Here is a 15925-nt window from a genome sequence, read left to right on the forward strand (position 1 = left end):
GGGCAAAGCATTATTGCCATGCAACGCTGTTTTGTTTTGTCGGTGCATCCTGCTTCCCCTCCCGGTTTGTAATTGGCGGGATGCTATCACAAAGAATATATTTTGCGCAAGTCCTAAATTTTAAATTTTACCACCAGGGACTCAAGCTCTTTAATGGATTGGGCGTTAGAGGTACTCAAATTGCTGATATGCTCCATAGCCTGGACAATTTCAAGCGACCCTTGGGCGTTTTCCTGAGATGCCTGTTCAATCTCCTGTGTCCCCTTCATAACCCGGCTCATTTCATCTAAAATAGATTGGCTTCCGATGCGAATTTCTTCCGAGCCGGAGCGGATTTCCGCGGTAATCTGGTTCAGTTCTTTCATGGCTACCAGTACCTGCTGGGAGCCCTGCTGCTGTTCTTCCATGGCGTTTTTAATTTCAATTTCCTGGTTGCCCACCTTTCTAATGCCTTCAAACACATTGTCGAATTTCTTTTGGGCCTCTGCGGTCGAACTTACTGCCTGGTCAATTAAGGATTTGACATTATGCAAAACCTGGGTAATGGTTTTGCTCTGTTCGTTGGCATTTTCTGCCAGCTCGCGGATTTCCTCGGCTACCACGGCAAAGCCCTTGCCGGCGTCCCCCGCATGGGCTGCTTCTATGGCGGCATTCATGGAAAGCAGGTTTGTCTGGCTTGCGATATTGGCAATGATGGTGTTGGCCTCGAGCATTCCTTCGCTGGCCTGGTCAATGTTTTGGATGAGGCTTTCTACATTGTTAAGGAGTTCCTTGCCCGCATCAGAATCTTTGCCCAGGGTCATAATATTTTCGTAGTTTCGGATAGCCGTCTGGGCCACCGCATTGATGTTGGCTACCATCTCTTCTATGGCGCTGGAAGCCTCAGTAAGGTTTGTCGCCTGGGTTTCAATCATCTGGAGGAATGATTTGATGTTCCGGTTAATCTGTTCTACCGTAGCTAAGGTCTCGCTGACTCCCGCGGATTGGCTCACCAGCCGGTCCTTAATATCCTCCGTATTGCCGGAAATTTGTTTTGCAGAACTCGCTGCTTCGGTAGTGTTGGCCTGCAATTCATCACCCAGGAGGCGCATCTGGTCAACAATGTTCCGTACCGAACTGACAATGCTGTGAATGAGATCCAGGAACTGGTTCAGATTGTTTCCCATTTCGCCCAGTTCGTCGTTGGTGATGATGGTAAGCCGCCGGGTCAGGTCCCCTTCGCCCCGGGCTAAATCTTCGATAGCGTTTCTGGTTTCCCGAACGGGTTTACTGATGATACGGCCAATAAAATAAATTAAGAGGGCGATAATAAGGGCAAGCCCGATAAACGAAAGAACAACCACGAGAATAGTAGCCTGTACAGGGCGGATAAAGTCTGCTTCTGGAATGGCTACGAGATAACTCCAGCCCTGGACTGCAGAGAGGGGAGCCCAGAACGCATGGTACTCTTCTCCTCCTGCTGTCCGGTAGGTTCCTGAGCCTTCTTTGCCTGCAACCATGTCCTGGGCTAAGCTCTGAAGTCCCCGGTATCCTGCTTCATCAGCTTTCAGCAGATTGAGCTTCATCCGAATTTGGGAATCTGGGTGGTAGACCACCATTCCTTTGTTGTCCACCAGCATTGCAATTCCATTTAACCCAGTTTCGCTTGAAAAATAGTGGGCTAAGCTTTGCAGGCTTAACACAAGGCCCACCGCTCCATTTGCTTTGTCCCTGCCACGGTCCTTTATGGCTGCTGCAACTACAATCACCGGATTTCCGCTTGTTTTGGATATAATTGCATTGCTTACCGTAACCGCTTTATTTAAGTAAAAAATGTCCTGGTAATAATCGTGGTCATTTACCTGGGCCTGCTGGCCCTCTAAGGTCATAGTTTTGCCTGAAGGTTCGATCAGTAAGGTAGATTCAAGATTAGTGTCATAGGTTTTCTCTTCCTGAAATGCTTCTTTTGCCCATTCCCACACCATGGATGAAATTCTACTTTCCCGGGCAAGCTGCTGGGATCGCATTTTATAGTTATCAAAAATAATATCGATGGTATGGGCCGTATTTTTTGCCATGCTGCGGGCAGATGATTCTATGAGTCCATTGGTGCTTTTGCTTGTGGTTACCGATGCTATACCTGCATTTACAATAAGGATAAGAATGAGCGGAAGCAGCAGCATAAGGTATAATTTTTGCTGTAATCCGATTTTCATATATAGCTCCTTGCAAAGTCTGTTTTGAGATGGACCGCTCTGAGATGTATTTGCTGATTATGACAATAATAGGTATATTTGTAGTGATTTACAAGGGTGTAAGGAGGTGCAATATGATACTTTCGGCTATAGAACAGCGGCGAGCCCGTCGGGCTCTCAGCCCAGAACCCCTCGATGAGCAGGCGGTGCAGGAAATCCTGGTTGCCGGTACCTTGGCGCCTTCCTGTTACAACAACCAGCCATGGCACCTGGTCCCAGTTCAGGGTGAAGCCCTGCTTTCGCTTCATGAAGCACTGGCGGAAGGCAATAGCTGGGCAAAAAAAGCACCCCTTATTATAGTCCTGGCTGCACGGGCCTGCGACGATTGCCGGCTGGACGAGGGCCGCGACTATGCTCACTTTGACCTTGGCCTCTGCGCCATGAACATGATGATCCAGGCAACCCATGTGGGGCTCATCGCCCATCCTATCGCGGGCTTTAACCCCAAAAAGGTCAGAACTGTCTTAGGGATCCCCAAGGATTACGATGTGGTCACCCTTCTTGTGGTCGGAAAGCCCGGTTCTCCGGAAGGTCTTGAGCCATGGCAAATGAAGTCCGAAACTGCCATTCGTGAACGGAAAGACCTGGCCCAGGTGGTGCATTACAACAAATGGTAATTTCTTCACGAAAAGATAAACCGCAGGGTAACCGAGTTTTCATCCGCTGTAGATGAAACGGTTGCCTTGCTCCCGGTTAAATATAAGGAGATAGAAGGCCTGTCGATATTCAGATTAAAAAGTTTTTCGCTTTGAATGATTATATCTATCTCCCCTTTCCCCTGTGATGAAATCCAAAACTGGTAATGTCCCAATTGGGAAGAGAGCTCTTCGAATAGTTCATTAATTCCCAAAAGCAGCGGAACAATTTCTTCCAACGTGTATTGTACCGTATCCTGAATGTCCAGGTTTTCTTTAGCAACAGGAATATGTCGATAAGAAAAAAAGTGTTCGAGCACTGGCTGTAAGGGTATCTGACGATAATTAGCGAAGGTATACACAAGGTCATGAATTGCACTGAGGGCGTAGAGCTTATCAAGAATACGATCCTTGGCTATTTCAGTTAATCCCTGTTCTCCGGTTTCTAGATTGATGATACTAATCACATTCTGCAGATTGTTTTTTATTCGGTGATGCAATTCCCGCATGACCGAGTCTTTTAAATCAATCGTTTGCTTAAGCTCTCCAATCACCTCATTTTTTTGGTTTATCTCTTTTCTAACAAGAAAAAACAGCATGAGCCCCGTAACGAGTACATAGGCAAACCCTTTAAATTGGGATAAACGGACAAGGGTCTCCACATCCAGATTCAGTATCGCCAGTGCTGCATCCGAAAAAAAGATCCAGAGAGATGCGACGAAAATGTATATTATTGAAATTCGGAGGGCTTCTTTCATAGTCTCTTATCAATTTATAGTAGATGAGTATGATGATTTCCAGCAAAATTGATATAATTAAAACGGAGGTGTATATGAATATTAAAAAAATACTTGCCTTATTAGTGGTGGTGCTTACTCTTGGGAGTATTGTACTAGCCCAAGACGCCGAACCTTCAGAGGGTAGGTTTGGTCCCCAAACCAAACCGGTGACTTCGTACCTCGTCTTCGGGCCTCGGATTGGATTCGGCGCCGTGTATCAGGATCAGGCAGAATTTTCCCAAAAAATCGAAAGCATGTTTATGGGCGGCCCCTATTATCCCTATTTTTCTGTTTTCGGTTTTAACTTTGAATGGCGATACCTTCTCGGACAAAGCTCGGATCACTTCGCGCTGCAGGTGCTGCTCACCGCCATGGGAATAGAACAGTCTATTTTCTTGCCCGGCGCAGCCCTCTGTATGGGGTACCGGCACCACAGCGGCCTTGAGTTTGGCGCAGGCCCCCTGGTTAATCTGGGAGGCCTCGGTGTGGTAATCGCGGTGGGATACACCTTTGTTACCAACGGAATCTATATTCCCTTTGATATTGCCTTCCAGATACCAAATTATAACTTTAGACCAGCGGTAACCTTTCTTACGGGCTTTAATTTCTCCATAGAATAGCACTACGCTTCGCGTTTTGAAATTGGCTCTGCACATTGCTAAGCAGAGGCGCTTCCGGTACAATAGGCCGGATATGGCGAATCCATCGAACCCGCTCATTGTTCAGAGTGATCGAACTCTTCTCATGGATGTTCACGCCGAAGGGGCCGAAGAAGCCCGTTCGGCCATTATGCCCTTTGCGGAACTCGAAAAGTCTCCCGAACATATCCATACCTATCAAATAACCCCCCTCTCGCTGTGGAATGCTGCAAGCGCGGGCCTTACCCCTGAACATATCAAGCGTGTGCTGGAAACATATTCCCGGTATCCGGTCCCTCAGTCCATACTCGACGGATTTGCAGACACCATGGCCCGCTACGGCAAAATCAAACTGGTAGCAGATATTTCAGATTCCGCCGAGGCCAATGCAGCCGCGCCCGAAACAAGCGCGCCCGCAACAACCGCGGCAAAATCTGCACCGATCGATTCTTCAGCACCTGCCAGCCTTCCGGACACCCTGCTGCTCGTCTGTGAATCCGAAGCAATCCGCGCCGAGCTTAGATCCTCCAAAAGCCTGGCAAAATACTTGATTCCCGCAGGGGAAGCGTTCCGGCTCAAACTCGTAAACCGGGGAACTGTCAAGCGAGAACTTATTAAATTAGGCTGGCCTGTCCAGGATATGGCCCCCCTTGCCGCGGGTGAACCCCTGGAAATCGCCTTCCGGACCCATACCGGGGCCGGAAAACCCTTCGCTCCCCGGGATTACCAGGTAGAGGCCGCCCGCTCTGTGGTCGGCGACGGCGGCCCTGGATCCGGCTTTGGCGTGGTGGTGCTCCCCTGCGGTTCTGGAAAAACCGTGGTGGGTATGACCGTTATGACCATGCTCAAAACCAACACCCTCATCCTTACGACTAACGTTGCAGCAGTCCATCAATGGATTGATGAACTCTTAGACAAAACAAGTCTTGTACCTGAACAGATCGCCGAATATACGGGGGATGAAAAATCAGTGGCACCGGTAACAGTGGCTACCTATCAAATCCTTACCTGGCGGCCCAACAAGGATGCAGATTTCCCCCACTTTAAGCTCTTTCGAGAACGGAGCTGGGGGCTTATCATTTACGACGAAGTCCACATGCTGCCCGCTCCGGTATTCCGGGTTACCGCGGAGCTGCAGGCTGTGCGGCGCCTGGGACTAACCGCCACACTGGTGCGGGAAGATAGGGCAGAAGATGCGGTGTTCAGCCTCGTCGGACCCAAACGCTACGATGTTCCCTGGAAAGACCTGGAAACCAAGGGCTGGATTGCGGAAGCCCTCTGCACCGAAATCCGCTTGGATCTGCCGGAGAACTTAAAAATACCCTATGCGGTGGCGAACCAGCGGTCCAAATACCGGATCGCCAGCGAGAATCCCCTTAAGATTCCCGTAGTGCAGCAGCTTATCGAAAACCACAGCGAAGACCGGATCCTGGTAATCGGCCAATACCTTTCCCAGCTATCTGAGCTTGCCCGGGTTCTACAAGCGCCCCTTATTACCGGACAGACGCCCCACGCGGAGCGGGAAGCCATTTACCGCCGGTTCAAGCAGGGGGAGCTCCGGCTTATTGTAGTTTCCAAGGTAGCCAATTTTGCCATCGACCTCCCCGATGCTTCTATGGCAATACAGGTTTCCGGTTCCTTCGGGTCCCGGCAGGAAGAAGCCCAGCGGCTTGGCCGTATTCTGAGGCCAAAAAACCGAAACTCCTATTTTTATACCCTGGTGTCTCGGTTCACCGTAGAAGAAGAATTCGCTGCGAACCGCCAAAAATTCCTCGCTGAACAGGGCTATAAATACACCATTCAACACTGGACCGAAGATGAGCTTGCATAGTGTCCCATGGACAACTTCTCCATCACTTCAGTTTCCCCCGGTCGAATCCTGGAAAGCCGCCCTTATGCAGCTGTCAGAGGCCCCCTTTTTCGACATACTCCGCAGTTATTTGGGGGATATAAAAACCCCCTTTAACAAACAGCGGCTCATCGATGATTTGGCGGCCTTTCTTTCTCGCCAGGAGATTCATAAACGTATAGCCTGCCTTCTGGATGATACGGACCGGCGTTGCATTGCCGCCGTAGGCCTCCTTGGGTCCGGGACACTCCAGGATTTAGCCCTGTTTTTTGAAGGGGACTTTAGTTTTGCAGACCTCTACGGCATTGTCCTTAATTTGGAAGAACGGCTCATCATTTTCAGAACAACGGAAGAAGGCAGGCCCCGGCTGAACCTGAATCCCTTACTCGCGCCGGTTCTCACCCCGATATTTAGTGACCTGTCGATTTTATTTGCCGCTTCCCCCCTGACAAGTCCGCCGCCCGAAGCTCCTGTTTCACCGGTGCTTGCCCTTGGTACAATCCTTGGCTGGCTGTACCATACCAAAGAAGTTTTTAAGTCCGACGGAACCTTAAAGAAAAGATCCCAGCAGGATCTGGATACCCTCTTTGCTCAGGCCGGAGGGCATGAACGGGCCTTCGAGCTGATTCAAGCTTTGGAATATGTAGGACTACTCAGAATCGAAGAGGGACATCATCATGTTGATGAAGACCGCCTGGAAGCTTTTGCATCCCTTGAACCTTGCGAAAGACTTGAATACTTAGCTTCAGCCCTCGTTGCGGTAGAATTGGAATTGGACGACTCTGGCCGCCGCCTGTCCCGGGAACGCTTACAGAACTGGGCTCGGCTTGTACAGGGCCTTCTTGATAGCATGCAGCAGGAAGTGGTGTACAGCGAAGGGCTCCTGAGGCGCTTTTGGCTTCTGGAGGAGCAGCGTACCCTACGCCGCCGTTTCGGTGAACGGGGCGCTTCTGTTCACGCAGGGCCCGCTCATCATTACCCTGGTGTAGATCCTCTTTCTTTTTTTAAAGCCCTCCTCAGGGCCATGGAAAAGGCTTTTCTGATTGTTCACCAGGAAAACGGTTTTGTCAGAACCAGCGCATCCTGTGCCGGTGCCAATCAAACAGAGCAGCCCAGTATTGTATGTGATGCAAGTTTTTCCGTCATTGTATATCCAGAAATCCCCATGACAAAACTGTGTCATCTTATTCAGTTTTGCCGGCCAAAAGAACTGGGCCAAACGCTCAAACTTGAGCTGTCTCAAGAAGGCCTAGTCAGAGCTTTAGATAGGGGCTTTAAGGTAGATGAGATTCTCCGCCTGCTGGAACAATTGGCTCAAAAACCGGTCGTCCAAAGTATCGCATGGTCTTTGGAAGAGTGGGCCCGCCGCTATGAATCGGCGGCACTCTATAAGGGTTTGGTCCTTACCTTAGCACCAGAACGGCGGTATATTGCGGAATTGGATCTGGTCGCCGGTTTTATAGACCGGGAACTGGCTCCCGGCGTCTACCTCCTCAGGATGACCGACGAAAACCAGCTTGTAGAAGTGCTGGAAAAGGCTGGGCTTGATACCCTTGCCCGGCCAGAACCTGCCCGATTAGCGATTCGGGATAACTACCCGGAAAGCCCTGGGCGCAGCGGGGAAGGCGTGCGGTTTGCCGCTGGCAATGCCCATCAGCAGACAGGACGGTTTTATTATTTTGGAAAAAGTCCCGCAAGGCACAGAGCACCTTTTAATACGGGAGCCATTAACCAGACTCAAGCCATGCCGTCCCGAGCCTCCGCAGATACGGACGGAGAAGTGGCCCAGAAGCTGCTTGCGGATCTGCATGCAAAACTCGAACAAAAGCATTTTACCAAAGAACAAAGGGATGAACTTGCGGCCCGCATTGACCGGCGGCTCATTCTTGATGAAACCCAGCTCGTAGCAGCGGCGGTGCGCTACGAAAAACTCGAAGCCCGGGGCCTCGATTATGTCGGCAAGGTCAGGCTCGCCGAACAGGCCCTGTCCCAGGGGGCTCTCGTGGAGCTTTACTGGCGGGGGCCTAAGGGAGAGGCGAACCGGGCTATTGTCCGGCCCCTGGCCCTTGAAAAATCTGGAGCCGAGCTTATGCTTAGGGCAGAACAATATCCCGAAGGCGAGGTGTTTACCCTGGCCGTAGGAAAAATCAGCCTCCTCAGGCGGCTGAAACGATCTATTTTTGGTGATTGAGAGGTACCTATATATGCCATTGCTCCCCTTTTCTGCATCATCGCCGGTTATAAACCAACCAAAATTGGCGGTTCTTATTGATGCGGACAATACCCAGCCTGCGATTATCGACGGGCTCTTAAACGAAGTGGCTAAATACGGAGTGGCCAGTGTTAAACGGATTTATGGTGATTGGACCAGTACTAACCTGAGGTCCTGGAAGGATCGGCTTCTGGAATACGCGATACAACCGATTCAGCAGTTCTCCTATACAACGGGTAAGAATGCCACCGACAGCGCCATGATTATCGATGCCATGGACCTTCTGTATACGGAACGGCTCGACGGCTTTTGCATCGTTTCGAGCGATTCGGACTTTACACGCCTCGCGGCCCGGATCCGCGAAAGTGGCCGAACCGTGTACGGTTTTGGGGAGAAAAAGACCCCTAAAGCCTTTGTAGCAGCCTGCGATAAGTTTATTTATACAGAAATATTAAAGGAACAGCAGGAAGACTCGGAAGAAGATGAGGTAAAGACTGCAACGAAGAACCAAAAGGACTTTAAGGTGGACCGTCGGCTCCTGTCGCTTTTACGGAATGCGGTGGACGACCTGGCGGATGAATCCGGCTGGGCCTACCTCGGTTCGGTGGGTCAAAATATCACCAACCGGTCCAGTGAATTTGATCCCCGGAACTATGGATTTAAAAAGCTGGGAGACCTCTTCCGGGCCATTCCCCAGTTCGAAATAGAAGAGCGGGCTCAGGAAAACGGCCCGGGCCGCCAGGTATATATCCGCTGGAAGCGCCGGGGCCGCTAAGTAAACTTAAGTCCCCAGCCTAGGTGGCTAAATCAGCCTAGGCTCCTTACTGTGGTGTCCCCTGCGGCTTAGGCCGCCGCTCTTCGGCTTTTTGGTGCATTTCTTCCAAGAGGGCCATAATCGCGTCTACCGTCGCCTGCTTTTTGTCTTCCACCCCGGCGGCCTCTGCGGCGGCCCGGGCCTTTTCGCGGAATTCGGCACAGCTTGTCACAGGTCCTGCGGTAATACGGATTACATCGGGATTTACCATGTCTTCTGCCATATCGCCCTTTTGGATGAGTAGTACATTTCCGTTAATCGCAATGGGGCAAAAATAGTCGAATGATTTAATATAGGAATCGATTTCCCGTACTCCCCGTTTGCTCTCCGGGTCCCAGGGCCGGAAGCGGGTCCCCGCGGGAAATACGAGAATAAGTTTTCCTGAAACTTTGACTTCGTTCAGAGCCTTCATGGCTGCCCGGTTTATGGCATTGCTGCGGATAATCTCTGCCCGGTCCTTTTCAGGATCCAGTCCCTGGAGGGATCGGCTTGGATAAATAACGATTCGGGTATAGGCTTCGGTAAAAGCGGTTACCACCGGATTTGATTCGTTAAGTTTTAGCCCTGCTATCGCAACAATCGCATCGGCAATCTCTTGCCCATTGGGCTGACCGTCGGGAATTTCTTTTCTGAGTAGGTAGCTCAAGGCGGGCAGGTCAAAATTGCTGTAATGTTCAACTAAAAGAAGGCAGGAGTGTCCTTCTTTTGCCTTTTTTAGTAATTCTTGCAAATTTTCAGTCCCATCTACACCGGATCCCGGCAAAATGAGTTCCTTGAGAATTTCATCAATATAAGGAAGAACATTTTTATTGGCCTGTTGGTACACATTCTGTTCGGTAACAACCGTATCAAGACGGGCTTTGCCCATCATCTGCATAATTTTGTCGCGATAGACTGCACTAATTGGTTTCATAGGCAAACAGTATACAATTATGGTAAAGGAGCTGTCAATTGCGACGGTTTTTGCGAAATTGTCATCAATATTCAAGATATTGTATGTTTTTACAGAAAGTATGCACAAAACTGTTGCGTAAACTGGTTTTGCGATGTATAAAAAAGGAGTCTGTACTTGACAAATCAGACCAAGGAGGAAGTCAACATGAAAAAGAGTGTACTTTTAGCCGCTCTCGTGGTTGGATTCGCCTCTCTGTTCGTTATCTCCTGCGCACAAAAGGAGCTGACCGCAGATAAGGCAGAATTCATCGTGAACAACGCTGCAGAGCCCCAGACCCTGGATCCGTCCCTGATTCAAGGTGTTCCAGAGCACCGGCTCTATATGGCTCTGTTCGAGGGTCTTACTATTAACGATCCCAAGACATCCAAGGCTATCCCTGGTATCGCTGAATCCTGGACCACCAGCCCTGATGGCAAAACTGTTACCTTTAAGCTCCGCAAGAGCACCTGGTCCGACGGAACACCTGTTACCGCGAAGGACTTTGTGTATGGCTGGCTCCGGACCCTCAAGCCCGAAACCGCCGCTGAATATGCTTATATGATCGGCATGGTTGTTAAGGGTGCTGCTGACTATAACGAAGGCAAAACTACCGATCCGTCCACTGTCGGTGTGAAAGCCCTTGACGACTATACCCTCCAGGTCGAACTGGTTGGTCCTGCTGCTTACTTTGTTGATATGACTGCCCACTATGCCTTTGCCCCGCTGCCCCAGCATGTAATTGAAAAATTTGGTGATCAATGGGTAAAACCCGGCAACTTTGTTGGTAACGGTCCCTATACCCTTAAGGAATGGAAACCCCAGGAATACATTTTTGTGGTTAAGAACCCCAAATACTGGGATGCCCGCAACGTAAAACTTAATTCTATTAAGATTCTTGCGGTTACTGATGAGAAAACCTCCTACAATATGTTCCTCAAGGGAGAAATTGACTGGGATACCGCAGTTCCCACTGACATAATCGATGAAGTAAAACTCCGGCCCGATTACCAGGTTAATCCCCAGCTTGCAACCTACTATTACTGCTTTAACAACCAGCGCAAGCCCTATGACAATCCACTGGTTCGCAAGGCTCTTGCTGCTGCTATCGACAAGAAAGCCCTGGTCGAAAAGGTTACTAAGGCTGGTCAGATTCCGACCGATGCCTTTACCCCGCCCATGGCAGGTTTCACACCCCAGCCCGGTATTGGTTACGATGTAGCCAAGGCAAAGGAACTTCTGGCACAGGCTGGCTATCCTAATGGCAAGGGTTTCCCTGTTCTTACGATTAAGTACAACACTAGCGAAGGCCACAAGAAGATTGCTGAATTTATTCAGGAACAGTGGAAGAACAACCTGGGTATTACCGTCGAGTTAAAGAATGAAGAGTGGAAGACCTTCCTGGATACCCGTTCTAATGCTCACGACTTTGACGTAGCCCGTCATGGTTGGGTCGGTGACTATATGGATCCCTCCAACTTCCTAGAACTCTTTATTACCGGTGGTGGCAATAATGATGGTCTGTATTCCAATCCCAAGTTTGATGAACTGGTCAAGAAAGCAGCCACCATGCCCGACAGCCCCGAACGGAACCAGGTGCTCATGGATGCTGAAAAGATTTTTGCCGAAGACCAGGGAATGCTGCCCCTCTATTGGTATGTCGATCTTGATATGATCGATCTGACCAAATGGAATGGCTGGTATGGCAACCCGCTGGGTATCCACCACTGGAAGTTCATCTCCAAGAAAAAATAACAACCTGTTTCCTTTTCCTGTCTAGCGATTCAGGAAAAGGGTACGTCTCTTAATCTGGAAGGGCGCTCTTCGGAGCGCCTTTCTGATTTACCGAGGTTAGAACTCTCCAAATAGATATGTTTACCCATCCTGTGAACGTATCTACTTGGCGAGTTCGTCAAATAATTTTATGCTGGAGGAAATGATGGCAAGGTTCATCATTCGTCGCTTGCTGAGCATTATTCCAACGATGTTTATTATCGTTACGCTCAGTTTCTTTCTTATCCGCTTTGCACCGGGCGGTCCCTTTTCTTCGGAAAAGAAAATTCCGGAAGCGGTTTTGCAAAATATCCTTAAAAAATACCATATGGATGAGCCCCTGTTACAGCAGTATGGCCGCTATTTACAGGATATCCTCTTAAGAGGTGATTTAGGACCTTCCTATCGGTATTCGGACCAGACGGTCAATGAGCTTATTGGTGCTACGATGCCAACTTCAATAATTCTTGGCAGTTTTGCCCTTGGATTGGCTTTTGTACTTGGAACGCTAGCTGGTATTACGAGTGCTCTAAGACAGAATAAATGGCCCGATTACTTATCTATGTCTATTGCGGTCATTGGAATTTCGGTACCTCTTTTTGTGATCGGTCCTGTATTACAGCTTGTCTTTGCCATGAAGCTGAGCTGGCTGCCTACTTCTGGTTGGATAAATAGCCGCGCGGGCTGGAAAACCTTAATACTTCCTATGATTACCCTGGCATTCCCCTATTTTGCGTACATTGCCCGGCTTTCCCGGGGTTCTATTTTGGAAGTACTCCGTTCCGACTACATCAGAACAGCCCGGGCAAAGGGGCTTAAGGAATCGGTGGTCATCCTTAAACACGTTCTTAAGGGTGCACTCCTCCCGGTCGTCTCCTATCTGGGGCCGGCATTTTCTGGCATTATTACTGGTTCAGTGGTGGTTGAAACGGTATTCCTTGTTCCCGGTGTAGGCCAAATTTTCGTACAGTCCGCATTGAACCGGGACTATACCCTGATAATGGGCGATATTATCGTCTATTCTGCAATCCTCGTAGCCATGAATTTCGTGGTGGATATTGTATATGGATTGCTCGATCCTCGGATTGCGTATAAATAGGAGTACTCCATGGCTGATGCGAAACAAATGGTGAATGAATTTAACCAGCAGGTTAAACCCGTTTCTCTATGGGCCGATGCGTGGAAACGGCTGCGCAAAAACAGAATGGCCCTCATTGGTTTGTATGTGGTAATATTTTATATTGTCATTTCCCTCGTTGCACCATTATTACCCATTTATAGCCCGAATGAGCAGAACCTCATGCATATCAATCTGCCACCTTCGTTTAAGACTGCGGGAGAACTAGCAGTTGAAAAGGTGGAAAAACGCATTGTTCGGCTCACCGAGGTCTTGCAGACCCAGGACCGGGCGGATTTGAAAACGGAACTGGAATCCCAAAAAGCAGAACTTGCAAAAATTAAAGAAGAAGTTCAGCATGATCCTTCATATAAAAAGGTCTATATTTTGGGTACCGACTATTTGGGACGGGATATGCTGGCCCGCATTATTTACGGTGGTCAAATCTCAATCGGTATCGGTGTAGTTGGTACCCTCACAGCAGTTCTTATCGGTATTGTTATTGGCGCTATTGCGGGCTTCTTGGGCGGCTGGGTGGATAACCTGCTCATGCGGTTTGTCGATGTTCTGTACGGACTCCCGTATATGCTCATCGTGATCATCCTTATGTCCATGGTTCCCTCGGGCAGCAACTCAATTTTCATCCTCTTTATAGCTATCGCCATGGTATCCTGGCTTACCATAGCCCGGGTCGTCCGGGGCCAGATTATCAGCCTTAAAAACTCAGAGTTTGTGGAAGCCGCACGGTCCATGGGCGCAAGCCAGGGCCGGATTATCTTTAGGCACCTGCTGCCAAACTCTCTGGGGGTCATCATTATCTTTGCAACGCTCCAGATGCCGAGCTTTATCATGAACGAGTCCTTCCTGTCCTTCCTGGGTCTTGGTGTTTCTGCACCGGGGGCTTCCTGGGGTACCCTGGTTGCTGATGGTGTAAAGGGTATGGAACTTTACCCCTGGCGGCTCCTCTTTCCCGCAATTTCCATGACGATTTTCCTGTTTGCAATGAACTTTCTGGGTGACGGTCTCCGGGACGCATTGGATCCCCAGAGTAAAAACCGGACCTAGGGTCCCGAGGAGTATGAGCAATGACCGATGAAGTAATTTTACAGGTTAAGGACCTGAAAACATATTTTCATGTTGATGAAGGGATCGTGAAAGCCGTAGACGGGGTCTCCTTCGATCTCCGCCAGGGAGAAACCTTAGGCCTGGTCGGCGAGTCCGGTTCCGGCAAAAGCGTGACGAACCTTTCCATTATGAACCTTGTACCCTTTCCTCCGGGGCGTATTGCAGGCGGCGAGGTGCTGTACCGGGGCCAGGATCTCTTAAAAATGACTCCAAGCCAGATCCGGGATATCCGGGGAAACAAGATTTCCATGATTTTCCAGGATCCCATGACCAGCCTTAACCCGTTCCTTAAAATCTCCACCCAAATGGTGGAAACTCTGGTGTTGCACCAGGGGCTTTCCAAAGCTGCGGCCCGGGACAAGGCAATAGAAATGCTTAAAATGGCGGGCATCCCCGCGGCAGAAAAGCGCATCGATAACTATCCCCACCAGTTTTCTGGCGGTATGCGCCAGCGGGTTATGATCGCCATGGCGCTTTCCTGTAACCCCGACATTCTTATAGCCGATGAACCCACGAGTGCCCTGGACGTAACCATTCAGGCCCAGATCCTGGATCTGATCCGGGACCTTACGGCCCGGCTTGGGACTGCGGTTATTATGATTACCCATTCTCTTGGGGTCGTGGCTGGGCTCTGTGATACGGTTTGCGTAATGTATGCGGGCCGTATTGTAGAACGGGGCCCGGTGGATGAAATATTTGCCAATCCCCGGCACCCCTATACCCAGGGACTCATTAAATCGGTGCCCCGGCTCGATAAATTTACCAACGAGCGGCTCCAGTCCATTCAGGGCCAGCCGCCGAACGTGATAGACCTTCCCGACTGCTGCCCCTTCTATCCCCGCTGCGAAAAGGCCATGGATATCTGTAAGCAAAAGTATCCCGCTTCCAAAACCTTTGACGACGGCTGCGCAGCATCGTGCTGGCTCTACTCCCAGGAGGCTCGTTAACTATGAATACTGAATATTTACTGGATGTACAAAACTTAAAACTCCATTTTCCCACCGGCGGCGGGCCTTTCTCTTCTCATAAAGGTTTTATTCGAGCGGTGGACGGAATATCCTTCCAGGTCCGGAAAGGCGAAACGCTTGGCCTTGTAGGAGAGTCGGGCTGCGGCAAGTCTACTACGGCACGGGCTGTCGCACAGCTCCACAGGCCAACTACAGGAGTGGTTAATTTTAAAGGAAAGGACCTTACAAAACTCCATGCGTCGGAACTCTTAAAAGCCCGCAAGGATATGCAGATGGTGTTCCAGGATCCCTATGCGTCCCTGAACCCCCGGATGACCAGCGGTGACATCATTGCGGAGCCCCTTAAAATTTACAATGCCCGGGGGCTCATCAAGATGCAGAAGGGAGAGATTATCGACCGGGTCGAAGACCTCATGGAAAAGGTGGGGCTTTCCCGGTTCTTCCGTAACCGCTACCCCCATGAGTTTTCTGGCGGTCAGCGGCAGCGGATTGGTATTGCTCGGGCATTGGCGCTGAATCCAGAACTGATTCTGGCCGACGAGCCCGTGTCCGCTTTGGATGTATCTATCCAGGCCCAGATTCTGAACCTTTTTAAGGACCTGCAGCAGGAACTGGGACTTACCTACCTCTTTATTGCCCATGACCTTGCGGTGGTCCGGTATATTTCCAATAGAATTGCGGTTATGTACCTGGGGGTAATTGTGGAAATTGCAGAAAGCAGTAAGCTTTTTGAAAAACCATTACACCCCTATACGCAAGCGCTCCTTTCTGCAGCTCCCATTCCGGACCCGGTCGTAGAACGCAAACGGCAACGGATTCTCCTTACAGGGGATGTTCCTTCCCCTGATAA

General features: G+C 49.9%; 13 protein-coding genes. 10 read left to right on the forward strand and 3 right to left on the reverse strand.

Annotated elements, in window-relative coordinates; all coding sequences use genetic code 11:
* Positions 1-113: 113 nt before the first annotated feature.
* A complete protein-coding gene (locus tag Q7P68_RS02140; protein WP_304222229.1) occupies positions 114-2195 on the reverse strand; it encodes a methyl-accepting chemotaxis protein in 2082 nt (693 codons plus the stop codon).
* A 113-nt stretch (positions 2196-2308) separates the two neighbouring features.
* On the opposite strand from Q7P68_RS02140, the gene Q7P68_RS02145 reads away from it, so the two are divergent.
* A complete protein-coding gene (locus Q7P68_RS02145; RefSeq protein ID WP_304222231.1) occupies positions 2309-2851 on the forward strand; it encodes a nitroreductase family protein in 543 nt (180 codons plus the stop codon).
* Between the two features lie 5 nt (positions 2852-2856).
* Here Q7P68_RS02145 and Q7P68_RS02150 read toward each other — a convergent pair whose 3' ends face one another.
* Positions 2857-3627: a histidine kinase dimerization/phosphoacceptor domain -containing protein gene (locus Q7P68_RS02150; protein ID WP_304222233.1), complete on the reverse strand. Its 771-nt coding sequence runs from the start codon at positions 3625-3627 to the stop codon at positions 2857-2859.
* A 74-nt stretch (positions 3628-3701) separates the two neighbouring features.
* Between Q7P68_RS02150 and Q7P68_RS02155 the strand changes: the two genes are divergently transcribed.
* The 4 genes from Q7P68_RS02155 to Q7P68_RS02170 all read left to right on the forward strand — a co-directional run bounded on the left by Q7P68_RS02155 (position 3702) and on the right by Q7P68_RS02170 (position 9122).
* The gene (locus Q7P68_RS02155) at positions 3702-4268 is read left to right on the forward strand and encodes a hypothetical protein (protein WP_304222235.1); all 567 of its coding nucleotides are present in this window, start codon (positions 3702-3704) and stop codon (positions 4266-4268) included.
* Between the two features lie 73 nt (positions 4269-4341).
* A complete protein-coding gene (locus tag Q7P68_RS02160; protein ID WP_304222237.1) occupies positions 4342-6117 on the forward strand; it encodes a DNA repair helicase XPB in 1776 nt (591 codons plus the stop codon).
* Entirely contained in the window at positions 6104-8326 is a 2223-nt protein-coding gene (locus Q7P68_RS02165; protein WP_304222239.1) for a hypothetical protein, read from the forward strand. The genes Q7P68_RS02160 and Q7P68_RS02165 overlap by 14 nt, the downstream gene beginning before the upstream one ends.
* 13 nt (positions 8327-8339) lie before the next feature.
* Entirely contained in the window at positions 8340-9122 is a 783-nt protein-coding gene (locus tag Q7P68_RS02170) for an NYN domain-containing protein (protein WP_304222240.1), read from the forward strand.
* Positions 9123-9168: 46 nt separating this feature from the next.
* Here Q7P68_RS02170 and Q7P68_RS02175 read toward each other — a convergent pair whose 3' ends face one another.
* Positions 9169-10074 carry a 1-acyl-sn-glycerol-3-phosphate acyltransferase gene (locus Q7P68_RS02175; protein WP_304222242.1) on the reverse strand — a complete coding sequence of 302 codons (906 nt, stop codon included), beginning with the start codon at positions 10072-10074 and terminating at the stop codon, positions 9169-9171.
* A 186-nt stretch (positions 10075-10260) separates the two neighbouring features.
* On the opposite strand from Q7P68_RS02175, the gene Q7P68_RS02180 reads away from it, so the two are divergent.
* The 5 genes from Q7P68_RS02180 to Q7P68_RS02200 form a co-directional block, all read left to right on the forward strand.
* The gene (locus tag Q7P68_RS02180) at positions 10261-11847 is read left to right on the forward strand and encodes a peptide ABC transporter substrate-binding protein (RefSeq protein ID WP_304222244.1); all 1587 of its coding nucleotides are present in this window, start codon (positions 10261-10263) and stop codon (positions 11845-11847) included.
* Positions 11848-12031: 184 nt separating this feature from the next.
* Entirely contained in the window at positions 12032-12964 is a 933-nt protein-coding gene (locus Q7P68_RS02185; RefSeq protein WP_304222253.1) for an ABC transporter permease, read from the forward strand.
* Positions 12965-12991: 27 nt separating this feature from the next.
* Positions 12992-14047, forward strand: a complete 1056-nt coding sequence (locus Q7P68_RS02190) for an ABC transporter permease (RefSeq protein WP_304222254.1) — start codon at positions 12992-12994, stop codon at positions 14045-14047.
* Positions 14048-14067: 20 nt separating this feature from the next.
* Positions 14068-15054 carry an ABC transporter ATP-binding protein gene (locus Q7P68_RS02195; RefSeq protein ID WP_304222247.1) on the forward strand — a complete coding sequence of 329 codons (987 nt, stop codon included), beginning with the start codon at positions 14068-14070 and terminating at the stop codon, positions 15052-15054.
* A gap of 2 nt (positions 15055-15056) precedes the next feature.
* Positions 15057-15925 (forward strand): ABC transporter ATP-binding protein (locus Q7P68_RS02200; protein ID WP_304222250.1); only part of this gene is annotated, 869 nt, incomplete at its 3' end.

Origin of the sequence: Gracilinema caldarium, assembly GCF_029265695.1 — a bacterium.
Classification (GTDB): domain Bacteria; phylum Spirochaetota; class Spirochaetia; order Treponematales; family Breznakiellaceae; genus Gracilinema; species Gracilinema caldarium_A.

What these genes read in the sequence shown, in the direction of transcription:
- Q7P68_RS02140 (WP_304222229.1), bottom strand. Translation starts at nt 2,195, where the DNA reads ATGAAAATCGGATTACAGCAAAAATTATACCTTATGCTGCTGCTTCCG.
- Q7P68_RS02145 (WP_304222231.1), top strand. Translation starts at nt 2,309, where the DNA reads ATGATACTTTCGGCTATAGAACAGCGGCGAGCCCGTCGGGCTCTCAGC.
- Q7P68_RS02150 (WP_304222233.1), bottom strand. Translation starts at nt 3,627, where the DNA reads ATGAAAGAAGCCCTCCGAATTTCAATAATATACATTTTCGTCGCATCT.
- Q7P68_RS02155 (WP_304222235.1), top strand. Translation starts at nt 3,702, where the DNA reads ATGAATATTAAAAAAATACTTGCCTTATTAGTGGTGGTGCTTACTCTT.
- Q7P68_RS02160 (WP_304222237.1), top strand. Translation starts at nt 4,342, where the DNA reads ATGGCGAATCCATCGAACCCGCTCATTGTTCAGAGTGATCGAACTCTT.
- Q7P68_RS02165 (WP_304222239.1), top strand. Translation starts at nt 6,104, where the DNA reads ATGAGCTTGCATAGTGTCCCATGGACAACTTCTCCATCACTTCAGTTT.
- Q7P68_RS02170 (WP_304222240.1), top strand. Translation starts at nt 8,340, where the DNA reads ATGCCATTGCTCCCCTTTTCTGCATCATCGCCGGTTATAAACCAACCA.
- Q7P68_RS02175 (WP_304222242.1), bottom strand. Translation starts at nt 10,074, where the DNA reads ATGAAACCAATTAGTGCAGTCTATCGCGACAAAATTATGCAGATGATG.
- Q7P68_RS02180 (WP_304222244.1), top strand. Translation starts at nt 10,261, where the DNA reads ATGAAAAAGAGTGTACTTTTAGCCGCTCTCGTGGTTGGATTCGCCTCT.
- Q7P68_RS02185 (WP_304222253.1), top strand. Translation starts at nt 12,032, where the DNA reads ATGGCAAGGTTCATCATTCGTCGCTTGCTGAGCATTATTCCAACGATG.
- Q7P68_RS02190 (WP_304222254.1), top strand. Translation starts at nt 12,992, where the DNA reads ATGGTGAATGAATTTAACCAGCAGGTTAAACCCGTTTCTCTATGGGCC.
- Q7P68_RS02195 (WP_304222247.1), top strand. Translation starts at nt 14,068, where the DNA reads ATGACCGATGAAGTAATTTTACAGGTTAAGGACCTGAAAACATATTTT.